This window comes from Flagellimonas ochracea (genome assembly GCF_009903685.1).
GTDB lineage: Bacteria > Bacteroidota > Bacteroidia > Flavobacteriales > Flavobacteriaceae > Flagellimonas > Flagellimonas ochracea.
Map to the genome: position 1 here is coordinate 97,589 of NZ_JAAABI010000002.1, position 16,030 is coordinate 113,618.

Below are 16,030 nucleotides of genomic sequence, written 5' to 3' on the forward strand. Positions count from 1 at the left end.
ATGGTTATCTTTGAATTAGTATTTCTAACTCAACACCGATACTCCGCTATTCATCAAACTAAAGCATCAAATGATTATACGAATCTTTACCGCTACTATCCCTTCGGACTTACATAATGCATTTGAAACCAAGTTCAAGGAAATTTCTGTTCCAGTGGTCAAGAACTACAACGGATTGATTTCTTTGGAAATTGGTCGTCCTTCTCAATGGAATCCCAATGAGTTTGTTATGGTTTCTCGCTGGAAAACTGAGCAAGATCTTATCAATTTTGCCGGGGAAGATTGGAATAAGGCACACATCCCAAAAGGCATGGAAAAATACATTACCACATGCACAGTTTCACATTTTGAACAAATTGATTTAAAACAAGGCTGACCATTCTTATGGTTCCTTTCCGTATTTTTAGCCCATGTCCCATTACGATTTCATAATTATGGGTGCCGGCGCTGCCGGTCTATTGTTGGCCGACGCCTTGGGAAAAGACGCTTTTTTTGCCTCCAAGTCCATTTTGATATTGGAAAAAGGCTTCAAATCACAAAACGACAGAACATGGTGCTATTGGGAAAAAGGCAAAGGCGATTTTGATTCCTTGATTCACAAAAAATGGGACAATATTTATGTGGCTGGTAAAAAGCTCCGCTTATCAACATCCATTGCTCCCTACGCATACAAAATGATACAGGGAATTGATTTTTATAAGTATTATGTTTCAAAAGTCAAGTCGTACACAAATGTCACGTGGGTCCAAGAGCAGGTCGATGGCGTTGAGGAAAACGAAAATACCGTTTTGGTCAAAACCGAAAAGAATGTCTATTCCGGAGAGGTAATCTTTAACAGCATTTTCGATTCGGGGTCCCTTAAACAGCAAAAAGAGTTCCCAGTACTACAGCAGCATTTTTTGGGTTGGTTCATCCAAACCGAAAAACCAGTTTTTGATCCTGAAAAGGCCACTTTTATGGATTTCTCCATCCCACAGAAGGGAAATACCCGATTTATGTATGTCCTCCCATTTTCCGAAAGCGAAGCCTTGGTGGAGTACACCCTCTTCTCAGAAAAGCTATTAAAAAAAGAGGTTTATGAAAAAGCAATTGCATCTTACATGGTGGAGGAATACAACAATGTGTCCTATCAAATTATGGAAAAAGAGTTCGGCACCATTCCCATGACGTGCTATCCATTCCACAAAAGGAATACAGAACGTATCTTTTACATCGGGATTGCTGGCGGATGGGCAAAGCCCAGTACGGGATTCACTTTTTACAATACAAGTAAGCAGGTAAAAGCATTGGTGGACCATCTAAAACAAGATAAATCGCTGACCCAATTTCATAAAAAGAACCGTTTTCATTTTTATGATATGTTGCTGCTCGATGTACTATCCAGTCATAACCACAAAGGGCGTTCTATATTTGAATCCCTGTTCAAAAAAAGAAAAGCCAGCCTTATTCTTAAATTTCTTGATAACGAAACGAGTATTTGGGAAGAATTGAAAGTTATGAATGCCTGTCCCAAATTCCCCTTCTTACGGGCATTATTGAATCGAATGTTTTAAACCGTTCGCTGCATTAAATTTTCCCCAAATTGGCGAAGGACCTTTTTGTTGGTCTTCGAAATTTTCATCATATCCAGGGTATCAAAAGCCCTGTGGGTAAATGACTTGATTTCTGTTTTGGTCGCCTCAACGGCTCCGCATTCCTGGAAAATGGATTTCACGGCTTGCACTTTGGCATTTGGATTTTTTGGTTTGATGGAATACAGATGCAATAGACTTTCTTGTTGTTCTTTAGACCCCTTTTCCATTGAAGATAAATACAAAAAGGTCTTCTTGTTTTCAATGATATCCCCGCCAACCTGTTTGCCAAAGGTATTCGGATTCCCAAAAGCATCCAAATAATCATCCTGTAACTGAAAGGCGATGCCCAAGTTTCGTCCAAATTCATAAACTGCATCAGCTTCTTTGTTGGATGCTTTGGCTACAGTGGCACCCATTTTCATGGCGGCGGCCACCAAAACGGATGTCTTATATTCAATCATCTTTATGTATTCCGGGATTGTAACATCTTCCCGGGTCTCAAAATCAATATCATATTGTTGCCCTTCGCATACTTCCAAAGCTGTTTTGCTGAAAAGGGTGGTCAGTTCCTTAAAAGTTTCTGGTGGATAGGATTCAAAAAACTGATAGGCTAAAATCAGCATGGCATCCCCTGAAAGAATTCCTGTGTTCAAATCCCATTTTTCGTGAACGGTTGTTTTCCCTCTTCGAAGGGGTGCATCGTCCATTATGTCGTCGTGCACCAAAGAAAAATTATGGAACATTTCCACAGCTAATGCCGCATCCATCGCTTCATCTGCGCTTCCACCAAAAACTTCCGCTGTCATCAAAGTTAAAATCGGTCTCAAACGCTTACCCCCAAGTTCCAGCATATAGGTGATTGGTTCATAAAGGTTTTCGGGATCGGTCTTTTTGGATTTGGCTTCCAGTTGCGACACAAATAGGGTCCGATATCGCTCAATAAATTTAGAATCTGCCATAGCATCAAAAATACGTGCAAATTACCAAATACAATATATAGATGGCTTCAATTAATTTATGTCCAAAATCCTTTTTAAGGTATTGCATATTCAACTTTTCTAAAAAAAAACGAAAAAAAGTTGCAATAGATTTGAAGTATATCGTCTTTATGTATGAAAAGGCAAATTGCTTTTGTGAATGACAACCAAAACCGAGAACAGAAATAATCTATCCACGTTTTTCAATGAAGAGTATACCTCATTGAGAAGGTATGTGCAGTCGAAGATACAAGATACTTCCGAACGCGATGCGGAGGATATTGTACAGGACGTTGCCTTGAGGCTGTTTTCCAAAGCGGACGACATCTTGCCCATACAAAATGTTGCTGGGTTTGTATACAATTCGGTCCGCAATAGGATCATCGATGTGATGCGGGGCAAAAAGGAGTATAAATATTCCAGTGACGATATGGATGGGCAATGGCAAGAATTTGTGCAGTTGTTTTATGGCGAAGCTGATAATACGTATTCACCATTACTGGAAAAAGCACTTAGGCAAGCCATAATGGAATTGAAACCGGTATATAGAGACATCATAATTGCGATAGATTTTGAGGGCTACGCCTATAAAGAGATAGCCGACCAAACTGGCATCCCAGCGGGCACCCTAATGTCCAGAAGGCACAGGGCCCTATCCATATTATCCAAAAATCTAGAAAACACTAAAAAACATAAAACAACATAGTTATGGAACATAAAAAAGACATTGAAAAAAGAATGGAAAAGGGCGTGGAGTATTATGTGACGAAGGCCTTTAAGATCTTCATGATGGTAGTACTCTTCCTGATACTCTTTTTACTCGCCGTTTATGTGCTGATGCGCCTTTGGAACTGGCTTATGCCCGACCTGTTTGGAATAGCTGCGATCAACTACTGGCAGGCGTTTGGCATTATGGTACTGGCCAAGCTACTTTTTGGTTTTGGTGGAGGCAGTGGGAAAAGTAAAAGCGGGTCTAGCCACAAAAAAGATTATAAGAAGTCTCGTAGATGTGGTTCTTTGCGAAGAGATTTTGAAGAATGGAAATATTATGACCAATTCTGGAAAGAAGAAGGGGAAGAAGCTTACAATGCATTTATAGATAAAATCAAAAACGACAATCATGATACCCAATGAAAAAAACAACAAAGAAGAACGGTCCCGCCGACAACACAAATCTTTTTTTTGGAGTTTGAACGCCAAAAACACGATGCGGTCCAGAAAACATTTCCCTTTTCGTCATTATGCGGTGGGTTGGCCATTTTAAAACAAAAAGTTGCCAATACGTTAAAAAATTGCAAAACTTTGGAAACTTTTTTTGTTTATAAAGTTTCCATCCTATTTTAGCGCTCCTTATGAAGGAGAAAATTTTACAGAAGGCTACAGATATGTTCTTGAATCTCGGGTTCAAGAGTGTAACGATGGACGATTTGGCCCATGAAATGGGAATATCAAAAAAGACCATTTATTCCCATTTTGAGAATAAGACCCAATTGGTCAAGGAGTGCACACTGAACTTGTTCTGTGTTATCTCAGACGGGATTGATTGCATCATGGAACAGCAAAAAAATCCGATTGAAGAACTATATGAAATAAAAAAATTCGTCATGCTCCATCTGAAAGATGAGAAGTCTTCACCGCAATACCAGCTGCAAAAGTATTATCCCAAAATCCATGATACGTTAAAGCAGAAACAGTATGAGGTAATGTTGGAGTGTGTAGTGGATAATATAAGACGTGGTATAGAAATGGGAATTTACAGGGACAACCTTCACGTAGAGTTTGTGGCAAGAATCTACTTTTCAGGAGTCACCTGTATCAAAGACAACGATATTTTTCCAACAAATATTTTTTCTATGCCTCAACTAATGGACTATTATTTGGAATATCATATCCGGGGCATCGTTACCCCCGAAGGAAGAAAAATATTGAACTCAATCATCAATTCAAACCAAGAATAAATGCGATCAATCCTCATTACCTTACTTTTATTAGTATCGTCGTGGTCTATGCAGGGACAGGACACCCCTAAGAACAATTTTAGTTTGGAAGGAGCCATTACCTATGCGTTGGAACATAATTATAGTTCCTTGAATGCTTCAAGGGATTTGGTAGATGCCCAAAAGCAAAAATGGGAAACCATTGCCACAGGGCTACCTCAAATTTCCGGTGCCATCAGTTATCAAAACCAATTGATACAACCCGTAGCCCAGATACCTGCCGAGTTTTTCGGTGGTGAGCCGGGAACCTTTGAGGAAGTGGTCTTTGGTCAGCCTCAGTCCGCTACCGCCACGGCAACATTAAAGCAGCAAATTTTCGATGGCTCCTACATTGTGGGTGTGCAGGCCACGAGGACTTTTTTGAACTACAGCCAAAACAACAAGGAAAAAACCGACCTGGAAGTCAGAAAAGCGGTCGTGGAAGCTTATGGTAATGTGCTGTTGGCCCAGGAGAGTGTTGCCATTTTTGAAAAGAACAAGGCCACGCTTGAAAAGAATCTCTACGAAACCAAGCGTATTTATGAAAATGGCCTTGGAGATGAAGAAAGTGTAGATCAATTGCAGATTACTTTATCATCAGTGGACAATCAGCTAAAAAATGCCAGGCGCTTGGAGAAGATCACACTTCAAATGCTCAATTTGGTTATGGGTCTGCCCATTGAAAATGAAACCGTGCTCACCGAAAATCTCGATGACCTTACCCAAAGACAAATTGATTTGGGCCTTTTGGATTCAGATTTCAACATTGAGAACAATGTGGACTACAAACTTGCGGAAAACTTGAACCAACAGCGATTTTTTGAATTAAAGTTGGCCAAAAGCCGAGCATTGCCCACATTGAATGCCTTTGTGAATTATGGGGGCAACTCTTTTAGCGACAATTTTAACTTTCTGAGTAGCGGACAACCCTGGTTTGAATCTTCGGTGTTAGGGTTTGACCTTAACATCCCCATTTTCAGTTCATTGGGAAGAAGTGCCAGTACCCAGCGCGCTAAAATTGCCTTGGAAAAAGCCAAGACCCAGTTCACTGAGGCACAGGAACAAATACGCCTTCAATTGGAAAGTGCCAAGAGCGACTACATTTTATCCATAGAGGAATATGATACTTCTAAACAAAACCTGGAATTGGCAGAACGTATAGAAAACAAAAACCAGATTAAATATGCTGAAGGCCTTGCAACCAGTTTTGAACTGAGACAAGCACAGACCCAACTCTATACCACACAACAGGAATATTTGCAATCTATGGTCGATGTGATCAATAAGAAAACCGAATTGGAAACTATTTTAAATCAATAAACGCATAATCCACACCATCATGAAACGAACAATATATATAGGACTTACCGCAATACTCTTAGCTTCCTGCGGAGGTGGTAGCAACAGCTCTTTGGAAAGTGTGATTGCAAGTCAAGATCTAGAGGCTATCCGTGCCAAACAAGCTGAAATATCAGAACAGCAAAAAGATTTGGAAACGGACCTTAGGACTTTAGATTCGGTAATTGCCCTATTGGACGACAGTGCCAAATTACCTTTGGTAACCACCATAAAGGCCCAACCCCAAAAGTTCAACCATTATTTGGAGCTACAAGGAGATGTAATGACAAAACAAAATGTGCTTATCTATCCAGAGATGGCCGGAACACTATATCGCATATATGTGGTAGAAGGACAAAAAGTATCCAAAGGTCAACTATTGGCTTCCATTGACGATGGTGGCCTTTCCAGCCAATTGGCCCAAATGAGGACACAAGCGGAATTGGCCAAAACCACCTATGAACGTCAAAAAAGACTTTGGGAACAAAACATTGGTTCCGAAATTCAATACCTACAGGCCAAAACCAATTATGAGGCCCAAGAAAGTGCTGTAAAGCAAATGGAAAGCCAGGTGGCCAAATCGACCATAAGGGCACCCTTTACAGGTATTATTGATGATGTGATCAAAGATCAGGGTACCGTAGTGGCCCCTGGGCAGGGTTCTGAGATTTTCAGAATTGTCAATCTTTCCAACATGTATATTGAGGTAGAAGTCCCCGAAAGTCATTTACCCAATGTGACACCTGGAAAAGACGTCAGAGTCTATTTTCCTGTTTTGGGAGATAGTATACAGACGAAAATTCGCCAGACTGGTAATTTTATAGACCCCAGCAACAGATCTTTCACCGCCGAAATCCCGGTACCCATTAATGGAGGCAAAATAAAACCGAACCTTACAGCCAAGGTCATGATCAATGACTACACCAATGAAAGTGCCATCCTTATTCCACAGAGCATAGTATCGGAAAACGCTGCGGGGGAACAATATGTGTATCTAGTGGATGCTGATTCCATTACATCTGATCCAGTGGCAAAAAAGGCCATTATTCAAACTGGAAAGACCCAGGGCGACTTCGTGGAAGTACTCTCAGGAATCAATGCAGGTGATGGACTTATTGACGAAGGCGCACGAAGCGTTAAGGAAGGACAAAAGGTAAAAATCAAGAACGAAATTTAGCCACCGTTATGAGCAAGCAAAAAAAAAGTGTAGATAAAGAATTTAAGCTGTCCTCATGGGCTATCGACAACAAGACCACAATGTACGTGTTGATTGCGGTCATCCTGTTCCTTGGAGCATCTGCCTACTTCAGTATGCCAAGGGAAAATTTCCCTGAAATAAAGGAAACCAAGATATACATCAGCTCCATTTATCCAGGAAATACGGCTGAGGATATCGAAAAACTCATCACGGACCCATTAGAAGATGAAATCAAGACAGTGAGTAACGTGGTTGAGGTTACTTCGACTTCCCAAGAAGATTATTCCATAATCGTAGTGGAGTTTGATGAGAAAATTAAAGTGGAAGGTGCCCTGCAAAAGGTGAAGGACGAAGTGGACTCGAAAACAGCTGGTGAAGACTGGCCTACGTTCAATGGCGCCAAGGTAGAGCCCAATGTTTTTGACTTGAGCATGTCTGAAGAATTTCCAATTCTTAACATCAACATTTCTGGGGATTACCCCGTTGATAAACTAAAGGAATATGGCGAGTATCTTGAAGATGAAATTGAAAGTTTGCAGGAAATAAAGCAAGTGGATATCCGGGGGGCTCAGGAAAAAGAAGTGGAAGTGGCCGTGGACATCTACAAAATGATGGCTGCTAAAGTGAGTTTTGATGATGTGGTGGGAACAATATCCAATGAAAATGTGACCACCTCAGCAGGTAACCTTATTGCCAGTGGACAACGGAGAACTATTCGTATTGTGGGAGAAATTGATGAGCCAAAGGACCTCGAAAACTTTGTGGTAAAGTCGGAAAATGATAACCCCATATATTTGAAGGACATCGCCAAAGTGACCTTTAAAGAAGAGGATAAGACCACGTATGCAAGAGAGTTTGGGGATCCCGTGGTAATGCTTGACGTTAAAAAACGTGCAGGCAAGAATATGGTCGCAGCAGCTGAGCAGATTCAAGTAATTGTGGACAACGCAATTAAAAATGTATTTCCTCAAGACCTAAAAGTGACCATTGCCAACGACCAATCTTCCAAGACCATTGGACAGGTAGATGACTTGGTGAACAACATCATTTTTGGGATCATCTTGGTGGTTACGGTACTGATGTTCTTTTTGGGGTTCAAAAATGCCCTGTTTGTAGGCTTTGCAATTCCAATGTCCATGTTCATGTCCTTAATGATATTGAATCTTTTAGGGTACACGATGAATACTATGATTCTTTTTGGTTTGATTATGGGGCTGGGGATGTTGGTGGACAATGGTATTGTAGTGGTTGAAAATGCCTACCGCCTAATGGATGAAGAAGGTATGTCCCGCATTGAAGCTGCCAAAAAAGGAATTGGTGAGATTGCTTTTCCGATTATCATTTCTACCTTGACCACCGTCGCGGCATTTGTTCCATTGGGACTATGGCCAGGGGTTATGGGGCAGTTTATGATTTATTTCCCGGTTACCTTGTCTGTAGTATTGGGGTCGTCATTGTTTGTGGCCATCTTTTTCAACTCGGTTTTGGTATCCCGATATATGACCACTGAGGACAAAGAAATGCCATTAAAGCAGATTATTCGAATCACTTCCATCATTTCGGCCATTGGTATTTTAATTATGATATTTGGAAGTGAATACCGTGCCTTGGGTACTTTAATGGTGGTCACCGCAATTTTACTATGGGGATATCGACTATTCCTAAGAGGTTGGGCACGCGGTTTTCAAAACAAAATCTTGCCCAGATGGGAAAAATTCTACGAGCGCACCCTAAGGTATGCGTTGAATGGAAGAAAGCCCATTTTCATAGCTGTTGGAACTTTTGTTCTACTTTTAGTCGCCTTTATGGGCTTTGGAGGTTCGGTGGGAAGCCAAAGAACTAAAGTGGAGTTCTTCCCGGACAACACGCCCAACCAGATTATTGTGTATATCGAGTATCCCGAGGGCACTGACATCAAAAAAACCAATGAAATCACTGAGGATATAGAACAGCGCGTATACAGCATTATCAATGAAGATGCTTATAAACACGGTGATTATAATTTCCTCACGGAAAGTGCCGTATCGCAGGTTGGTGAAGGAGCAGGAAATCCCCAAACCGATGGTGGTTCTTCGGCGGAGATGCCGCATCGTGGAAAAATTACGGCCACCATGCGCGAATATAAATACCGAGAGGGTGCTGACAGCAACGAATTGTTGAAGAAAGTGCAAGAAGCTCTCAAAGATGTTTACCCAGGCGTAGCCATTTCTGTCGAGAAAGATGCGGTAGGACCTCCCGCAGGTTATCCCATCAATATAGAGTTGGAAGGAGATGACTATTCCGAACTTATTGCCACTGCCGAAGAAATGAGAAACTTCATCAATTCCAAGAATATTCAAGGCATTGATGAACTCAAAATTGACGTGAACAAATCAAAACCGTCCATGCTGGTTGCAGTGGATAGAAAAAAGGCCGGTGAGTTGGGCGTTGCCACTGGTCAGGTAGGTCAGCAACTCCGCAATTCCATTTTTGGGGCCAAGGCCGGAGTCTATAAAGAAGCTGGAGAGGATTATGACATCTATGTTCGTTTCAATGAAGAGAATCGATACAATACCAGTGCCATCTTCAATCAACGTATCACTTTTAGGGATCCCTCTTCTGGGCAAATAAAGGAAGTTCCCGTTTCTGCCGTGGCAAACCAGATAAACAGTACTGGGTTTAGTGCCATAAAACACCGGGACACGAAAAGGGTTGTAACGGTCTACTCGGCGCTGGCTCCCGGCTATACCGATGCGGGTGCCATAGTTGGCAAGATTCAGGAAGAGATGGATGATTTCGAAGGACTCCCATCCAATATCAAAATTGATTTTACGGGGCAAATTGAAGAGCAAAACAAGCAAATGGCCTTTTTGATGGGTGCCTTCTTTACAGGTCTTGGTCTTATTTTCTTCATTTTAATTTTCCAATTCAACTCCATTTCAAAACCCGGAATTATCATGTTGGCCATTTTCTTAAGCCTCATTGGGGTATTTGGCGGAATAGTTGCCACGGGAAGTGCTTTTGTGATTATGATGACGATGATGGGCATCATTTCACTAGCAGGTATCGTGGTTAACAACGGTGTAGTATTATTGGATTATACCCAACTGCTTATCGACAGAAAGAAAGTGGCGCTAGAGCTTGAAGAAGATGATCTTTTGGATTCCGAGGACTTTCTTGAAGCTGTGGTAAAAGGTGGTAAAGCTAGGCTGCGTCCTGTGCTGTTGACGGCCATAACCACAATCCTTGGATTAATTCCATTGGCAACAGGATTCAACATTAACTTCTTTACGCTGATGAGTGAATTTAATCCCAACATTTACTTTGGAGGGGATAATGTAATCTTCTGGGGGCCTTTGGCCTGGACGGTGATTTACGGTCTTTTGGTAGCCACGTTCTTAACACTCATTGTGGTGCCGATCCTATTCACCTTGGTGTATCGAATCAAAGTAAGGATAAAAACAAAAAAACTTAGAAAACAAGTAACGGAAAAAAAAGAACTGGGCATGGCTGCCTAGTGGTTCGATGTAGAAAATAAAAAAGGCCCGATCAATTGATCGGGCCTTTTTTTGAACCTCAGCAATTGTCACTACTGTACCGCGACGACTTCTGATTGGCTCCAATTCTTTACGTTGACAATTCGGTTCTTGTCATAATCCACTTCCCTTAGGATTTCATCCTCCCAAAAGAACCATTTACCAGATTTCTGGCCCTCAAGATACTTGCCAGAAGCCATTTTTTTGCCATTGGCATCATACATCAGCCATTGTCCATGTAGTTTTCCATTCAATAAATAGCCAGTTTGTGCTATTTCACCGTTTTCGTGAAAATACGTGGCTTTTACCATATCCCCCATTTTTTCAAAAGTGGGCTCTGTACCTTGTGAATACATACAGACCGAAAACATCACTACCAAAAAAAATATCGCTTTGTTCATTGTATATAGGAATAAGTTCTAAACTGATTTTTCAGAAGAATAAAGTTACCTAAATTTTACCTTAAATATTAATTAAAATAACAATTAATTTACATTAAATTAACTTTAGCTTTTTAATATTCTGATTTTCAATTATTTAATATAGATTTGACTTTGAAACGAAAGACTAATTTCATTGATGATTTTGACCAACTTTACAATGAATGTAAAATTTACGTTAATTTAAAGTCACATCATTATAACGCTCTGTTTGGAGCATAAATTATGTTCTATTAGAAATTCCATATATCTGGCCGTAAATTTTGGTATTCCTCTTAAATTTGCCCTTTCATTAAAAACATCATGTACAGAAGCAATACTTGTGGGGAGTTAAGAGCGTCCCATATCGGTTCGGAGGTTATCATAAGCGGTTGGGTACACAAGACCAGAGATAAGGGCTTTGTGGTTTGGGTAGACCTTAGAGATCGTTATGGCATAACCCAGTTGGTATTCGACCAGGATCGAACTTCCAAAACACTTTTGGAACAGGCTCGTGAATTAGGTCGAGAAACTGTTATCCAAGTAAAGGGCGAAGTCATCGAAAGAGCTTCCAAAAATCCAAATATGCCCACAGGCTACATTGAAGTATTGGTTCATGCTCTCAATATCCTCAATAAATCCATTCTTCCTCCTTTTACTATTGAAGATGAAACGGATGGCGGAGATGATATCCGCATGAAATATCGCTATTTGGATATCCGTAGAAATCCTGTGAAAAACAACCTCATTTTTAGGCACAAGGTAACCATGGAAGTGCGAAAATATCTTTCGGATAAAGGTTTTATTGATGTGGAAACCCCTTATTTAATAAAATCCACCCCAGAAGGTGCCCGTGACTTTTTGGTGCCCAGCAGAATGAACGAAGGGCAGTTCTACGCCCTGCCCCAATCCCCACAGACATTTAAGCAATTATTGATGGTGGGAGGTATGGACAAATACTTCCAAATTGTAAAATGTTTTAGGGATGAGGACTTGAGGGCCGACAGGCAACCGGAGTTTACACAGATAGACTGTGAAATGGCCTTTGTGGAACAAGAAGATGTGCTCAACACTTTTGAGGGACTCACAAAACACTTGCTCAAAGTAATTAAGGGTGTGGAAATTGAATCGTTTCCCAGAATGACCTATGATGAAGCCATGCGTTTATATGGTAATGACAAACCCGATATCCGCTTTGGAATGCAATTTGGTGAACTCAATGAAGTGGCGCAACACAAGGACTTTAATGTCTTCAATGCCGCTGAATTGGTCGTCGGGATTGCCATCCCTGGAGGTGCTTCGTATACTCGTAAGGAAATAGATAAACTTATTGATTGGGTAAAACGACCCCAAGTAGGTGCCAAGGGCATGGTTTATGTGAAATGCAATGAGGATGGAACCTATAAATCTTCAGTGGACAAATTTTACGACCAAGAAGATTTGGCCAAGTGGGCAGAGGCGACCCAAGCAAAACCAGGAGACCTTATCTGCGTCCTGTCTGGAAAAGCCAATGAAACCAGAACCCAGTTAAGTGCCCTTCGAATGGAGTTGGCGGAACGTCTCGGGCTCAGAAAACCAGACAAATTCGCCCCGTTGTGGGTTGTGGATTTCCCGCTGTTGGAACTCGATGAGGAAACAGGTAACTATCATGCCATGCACCATCCGTTTACCTCGCCCAAACCAGGTCAGTTGGAGTTGTTGGCAACCAATCCCGGCGCGGTTAAGGCAAATGCCTATGATTTGGTGCTCAATGGCAATGAAATTGGTGGTGGTTCAATACGAATCCATGACAAGGAAACACAAGCAACCATGTTCAAGCATTTGGGCTTCACCCCTGAAGAGGCTAGGGAACAATTTGGTTTTTTGATGGATGCTTTTCAATATGGTGCCCCTCCCCATGGTGGTATAGCCTTTGGACTCGACAGACTGGTGGCTATTTTAGGTGGACAAGAGACCATCCGTGACTTTATCGCTTTCCCCAAAAACAATAGTGGCAGGGATGTAATGATCGATGCGCCAGCAAATATTGATGAGGAACAGCTCAAAGAATTGCATTTGAAGTTGGACCTTTAAACTTTTCATCCCGCTCCGGCGGGATTTTTAATACTTTTAAGTCTATCAATTAACCCCATGACCAGCAAGTACAAAAAGCTTTTCACAAAATTTTTGAAATGGAGGTATAGGAACATCTCCAACAAAACATTTGTGCATATCATGAGCTTGGTAGTCGGATTCTTGGCAGGATTGGTCGCCGTAACCCTAAAGAACTTCACCTACTTTATTGAATCCCTTTTGAAAATGGGAATCATTTTTTCGGAGAACCAACTATACTTCATACTTCCCATTATCGGGCTGGCCTTGGTCTTTGTCTATGTTAAGTTTGTTCATAAAGAACCGCTTCAACATGCAGTTTCTTCTATAATCTTTTCTCTTTCCAAAAAAAAGGGGCTGTTGCGGGTAAAGGATATTTACACTCCATTGATTGCTGCCCCCTTGACTGTTGGCTTTGGGGGATCCGTGGGATTATTGGGTCCTGCAGTAAAATCGGGGTCGGCATTAAGTTCCAACCTAAGCAGACTGTTCCATATTGATGCCAAGACGCGGTCCCTGCTGGTGGCCTGTGCCTCTGCAGGTGCCATTGCCTCCATTTTTCAATCGCCGATTGCGGCCATTATTTTTGCTGTGGAGGTCTTTACGTTGGACCTAACTATGCTATCCATGTTGCCTCTATTGTTGGCTTCAATTTCAGGAGTGCTCACTTCTTATTTCTTTTTGGGCAATGAGGCGCTCTTCAGTTTTTCCTTATCAGAAGGGTTTCAATTAAAAGATACAGCTTTCTACATTTTGCTGGGTGTGGGTACGGCTTTCGCATCCATCTACTTTACCAAAATGTATTTTGCCATCTTCAGTTTTTTTAATCGTTTTAAAAGTCCAAAATATAAACTTTTGGTAGGTGGCATTGCCATAGGTATCATGCTCTACGCCATTCCTCCTCTCTACGGCGAAGGTTTTGGATTCATAAACAATCTTTTGGATGGTGATCACTTACAGGCGTTGGGAAAAACTCCCTTTGATGCCTATACAGGCAACATATGGGTGGTCATCGCCCTGCTGTTTGGCATTACCATTTTTAAGGCCATTGCCATGACAACTACATTTGCTGCTGGTGGAGCTGGAGGGATTTTTATTCCCACCATGGTCATGGGAAGTGCTTTGGGCAATGTGGTCGCCAAAGTAATCAACAATCTGGGTTTGGGTTTTGCCGTTTCCGAAAGTAACTTCACACTGATTGGCATGGCCGGTTTGATTGCTGGGGTAATACATGCTCCGTTGACCGCCATTTTCCTTATTGCTGAAATTACGGGAGGCTACCAACTTTTCGTACCTTTAATGATCACTGCCTCGATTTCTTATCTAATGACAAAAAATGCCTTGGACTATACCATTTACACCAAAGAATTATCCAAGATAGGTGCTTTACTGACGCACGATAAGGACCAAATGGTCTTGGGACTTATGGAAATTGACAGTGTTATCGAAAAAAACTTCAGTCCGGTAAGCCCAAAAATGTCCTTAGGACAGATGCTACACGATTCCGTGTCCAAATCCAAAAGAAACATATTTCCCGTTTTGGACGAGAAAGAAAAACTGATGGGCATTATTTTACTGGACGACATTCGGGATTTCATGTTCAATACTGATCTATATGATTCCGTTTTTGTTGAAAACCTAATGCATGCCCCGCCAGAACAAATTTTTTACGATTCAGATAGCATGAAAGAGATAATGCAAAAGTTTCAAGATAGTGGTGCTTGGAACTTACCTGTTATAAAAGAGGGGAAATATGTCGGTTTCATTTCAAAATCAAAGTTGTTGACGGCCTATCGCAGAAAATTGATCAACTACACCGGATGAATATCAAACTTAAACATATCATCGTCCTTATTGTGCTTATTTCATTTGGTTCCATCATTTATGGATTTTCCATTAAGGAAGACCGCTTGGAGGTTGCCCATAAATTTATCGGTTTGGGAACCATAGGGCTTTTTTTGGTGGCCATGCCTTTGTTCCTGTTTAAGGAAAGTAAGGGGAAGGATATGAAAGATTATATGCTAACCAAGGATAATATTAAAAAAATGCAGGATAAAGAGCGTAAAAAACCTGAAAATCAATAATTTTCCAAAGATTTAATGTCCATTTCATGCAAACCCACATAAAATACCCTACTTTCGCATTTTAACATTTATATTTTTTTAATGACTGGTACAGTAAAATTTTTCAATGAATCCAAAGGTTATGGGTTCATTACCAACGACGAAACCGGAAAGGACATCTTCGTTCATGTCACATCATTGAACGGAGTGGAATTACACGAAGGAGACAAAGTAGAATACCTAGAAGAAGAAGGCAGAAAAGGATTGGTTGCCGCCCAAGTGCAGGTAATCTGACGATAATATTTTATTTTGATTTTGAGTAGACCCTGGTATAAAGCCAGGGTTTTTTCTTAGTTCAAGTTTCGCTTTTGAATGAAAAAACGCTTCAATAGTTCCGCCGCTTCGTTTTCCAAAACACCCCCAACAACTTCCGTCTTGGGATGAAGAAGTCCACCCATCACCTTAAAGCCCCGCTCCAAATCAGGTGCACCATAGACCACTTTGGAAACTTGGCTCCAGTAAAGTGCCCCTGCACACATTTGACAGGGCTCCAAGGTTACATAAAGGGTGCACCCATGTAAATATTTGCCCCCCAAAAAGTTGGAAGCCGAAGTGATCGCCTGCATTTCTGCATGTGCGGTAACGTCCTTTAACCGTTCCGTTAGGTTGTGCGCCCTACCAATGATTCTGTTATCTATCGTGACTATGGCACCAACGGGAACTTCGCCCTGTTCAAAAGCAATCTCCGCTTCTTGCAGTGCTTTTTTCATAAAATAGTTGTCGTCAAATGGATTTTCCAACACTTTTTTAAAAAGATGATTGAGATCGCTAAGCTACACATAAATTGTTTTGACCGATAATTAGGTATTTTTGTTTTTC

Annotated in this window: 15 protein-coding genes; 12 read left to right on the forward strand and 3 right to left on the reverse strand. The window is 41.2% G+C overall.

Annotated elements, in window-relative coordinates; genetic code table 11:
* Window positions 1-70: 70 nt before the first annotated feature.
* Both GTQ34_RS05950 and GTQ34_RS05955 read left to right on the forward strand, forming a co-directional pair.
* The gene (locus GTQ34_RS05950; RefSeq protein ID WP_166522871.1) at window positions 71-376 is read left to right on the forward strand and encodes an antibiotic biosynthesis monooxygenase family protein; all 306 of its coding nucleotides are present in this window, start codon (window positions 71-73) and stop codon (window positions 374-376) included.
* A 34-nt stretch (window positions 377-410) separates the two neighbouring features.
* A complete protein-coding gene (locus tag GTQ34_RS05955) occupies window positions 411-1,553 on the forward strand; it encodes a lycopene cyclase family protein (RefSeq protein ID WP_166522872.1) in 1,143 nt (380 codons plus the stop codon).
* Here the strand turns inward: GTQ34_RS05955 and GTQ34_RS05960 are convergent.
* Window positions 1,550-2,533: a polyprenyl synthetase family protein gene (locus GTQ34_RS05960; RefSeq protein WP_166522873.1), complete on the reverse strand. Its 984-nt coding sequence runs from the start codon at window positions 2,531-2,533 to the stop codon at window positions 1,550-1,552. The two genes, GTQ34_RS05955 and GTQ34_RS05960, sit on opposite strands and share 4 nt — an antisense overlap.
* Before the next feature lie 178 nt (window positions 2,534-2,711).
* On the opposite strand from GTQ34_RS05960, the gene GTQ34_RS05965 reads away from it, so the two are divergent.
* The 6 genes from GTQ34_RS05965 (at window position 2,712) to GTQ34_RS05990 (ending at window position 10,560) form a co-directional block, all read left to right on the forward strand.
* A complete protein-coding gene (locus tag GTQ34_RS05965) occupies window positions 2,712-3,257 on the forward strand; it encodes an RNA polymerase sigma factor (RefSeq protein WP_166522874.1) in 546 nt (181 codons plus the stop codon).
* Between the two features lie 2 nt (window positions 3,258-3,259).
* Window positions 3,260-3,685, forward strand: a complete 426-nt coding sequence (locus GTQ34_RS05970; RefSeq protein WP_166522875.1) for a hypothetical protein — start codon at window positions 3,260-3,262, stop codon at window positions 3,683-3,685.
* Between the two features lie 218 nt (window positions 3,686-3,903).
* Entirely contained in the window at window positions 3,904-4,509 is a 606-nt protein-coding gene (locus tag GTQ34_RS05975; protein ID WP_166522876.1) for a TetR/AcrR family transcriptional regulator, read from the forward strand.
* A complete protein-coding gene (locus GTQ34_RS05980) occupies window positions 4,510-5,847 on the forward strand; it encodes a TolC family protein (RefSeq protein WP_166522877.1) in 1,338 nt (445 codons plus the stop codon). It abuts the gene before it with no gap.
* Window positions 5,848-5,866: 19 nt separating this feature from the next.
* On the forward strand, window positions 5,867-7,042 hold the full coding sequence (locus GTQ34_RS05985; RefSeq protein ID WP_166522878.1) for an efflux RND transporter periplasmic adaptor subunit: 1,176 nt from the start codon (window positions 5,867-5,869) through the stop codon (window positions 7,040-7,042).
* An 8-nt stretch (window positions 7,043-7,050) separates the two neighbouring features.
* Window positions 7,051-10,560, forward strand: a complete 3,510-nt coding sequence (locus GTQ34_RS05990; protein ID WP_166522879.1) for an efflux RND transporter permease subunit — start codon at window positions 7,051-7,053, stop codon at window positions 10,558-10,560.
* 71 nt (window positions 10,561-10,631) lie between these two features.
* On the opposite strand, the gene GTQ34_RS05995 is transcribed toward GTQ34_RS05990, so the two are convergent.
* Window positions 10,632-10,979, reverse strand: coding sequence for a toxin-antitoxin system YwqK family antitoxin (locus GTQ34_RS05995; protein WP_166522880.1), 348 nt, complete (start codon window positions 10,977-10,979; stop codon window positions 10,632-10,634).
* Between the two features lie 342 nt (window positions 10,980-11,321).
* On the opposite strand from GTQ34_RS05995, the gene aspS reads away from it, so the two are divergent.
* The 4 genes from aspS to GTQ34_RS06015 all read left to right on the forward strand — a co-directional run bounded on the left by aspS (window position 11,322) and on the right by GTQ34_RS06015 (window position 15,445).
* Window positions 11,322-13,070: an aspartate--tRNA ligase gene (aspS, locus tag GTQ34_RS06000; RefSeq protein WP_166522881.1), complete on the forward strand. Its 1,749-nt coding sequence runs from the start codon at window positions 11,322-11,324 to the stop codon at window positions 13,068-13,070.
* 57 nt (window positions 13,071-13,127) lie between these two features.
* Complete coding sequence (locus GTQ34_RS06005) at window positions 13,128-14,912, forward strand: chloride channel protein (protein ID WP_166522882.1); 1,785 nt, start codon at window positions 13,128-13,130, stop codon at window positions 14,910-14,912.
* Entirely contained in the window at window positions 14,909-15,172 is a 264-nt protein-coding gene (locus GTQ34_RS06010; protein ID WP_166522883.1) for a hypothetical protein, read from the forward strand. The genes GTQ34_RS06005 and GTQ34_RS06010 overlap by 4 nt, the downstream gene beginning before the upstream one ends.
* Before the next feature lie 81 nt (window positions 15,173-15,253).
* Entirely contained in the window at window positions 15,254-15,445 is a 192-nt protein-coding gene (locus GTQ34_RS06015) for a cold-shock protein (RefSeq protein ID WP_166522884.1), read from the forward strand.
* A gap of 56 nt (window positions 15,446-15,501) precedes the next feature.
* On the opposite strand, the gene GTQ34_RS06020 is transcribed toward GTQ34_RS06015, so the two are convergent.
* Window positions 15,502-15,951 (reverse strand): nucleoside deaminase, encoded by a 450-nt coding sequence (locus GTQ34_RS06020; RefSeq protein WP_166522885.1) that lies wholly within the window; start codon window positions 15,949-15,951, stop codon window positions 15,502-15,504.
* Between the last annotated feature and the right edge of the window lie 79 nt (window positions 15,952-16,030).

What these genes read in the sequence shown, in the direction of transcription:
- GTQ34_RS05950 (WP_166522871.1), top strand. Translation starts at nt 71, where the DNA reads ATGATTATACGAATCTTTACCGCTACTATCCCTTCGGACTTACATAAT.
- GTQ34_RS05955 (WP_166522872.1), top strand. Translation starts at nt 411, where the DNA reads ATGTCCCATTACGATTTCATAATTATGGGTGCCGGCGCTGCCGGTCTA.
- GTQ34_RS05960 (WP_166522873.1), bottom strand. Translation starts at nt 2,533, where the DNA reads ATGGCAGATTCTAAATTTATTGAGCGATATCGGACCCTATTTGTGTCG.
- GTQ34_RS05965 (WP_166522874.1), top strand. Translation starts at nt 2,712, where the DNA reads ATGACAACCAAAACCGAGAACAGAAATAATCTATCCACGTTTTTCAAT.
- GTQ34_RS05970 (WP_166522875.1), top strand. Translation starts at nt 3,260, where the DNA reads ATGGAACATAAAAAAGACATTGAAAAAAGAATGGAAAAGGGCGTGGAG.
- GTQ34_RS05975 (WP_166522876.1), top strand. Translation starts at nt 3,904, where the DNA reads ATGAAGGAGAAAATTTTACAGAAGGCTACAGATATGTTCTTGAATCTC.
- GTQ34_RS05980 (WP_166522877.1), top strand. Translation starts at nt 4,510, where the DNA reads ATGCGATCAATCCTCATTACCTTACTTTTATTAGTATCGTCGTGGTCT.
- GTQ34_RS05985 (WP_166522878.1), top strand. Translation starts at nt 5,867, where the DNA reads ATGAAACGAACAATATATATAGGACTTACCGCAATACTCTTAGCTTCC.
- GTQ34_RS05990 (WP_166522879.1), top strand. Translation starts at nt 7,051, where the DNA reads ATGAGCAAGCAAAAAAAAAGTGTAGATAAAGAATTTAAGCTGTCCTCA.
- GTQ34_RS05995 (WP_166522880.1), bottom strand. Translation starts at nt 10,979, where the DNA reads ATGAACAAAGCGATATTTTTTTTGGTAGTGATGTTTTCGGTCTGTATG.
- aspS (WP_166522881.1), top strand. Translation starts at nt 11,322, where the DNA reads ATGTACAGAAGCAATACTTGTGGGGAGTTAAGAGCGTCCCATATCGGT.
- GTQ34_RS06005 (WP_166522882.1), top strand. Translation starts at nt 13,128, where the DNA reads ATGACCAGCAAGTACAAAAAGCTTTTCACAAAATTTTTGAAATGGAGG.
- GTQ34_RS06010 (WP_166522883.1), top strand. Translation starts at nt 14,909, where the DNA reads ATGAATATCAAACTTAAACATATCATCGTCCTTATTGTGCTTATTTCA.
- GTQ34_RS06015 (WP_166522884.1), top strand. Translation starts at nt 15,254, where the DNA reads ATGACTGGTACAGTAAAATTTTTCAATGAATCCAAAGGTTATGGGTTC.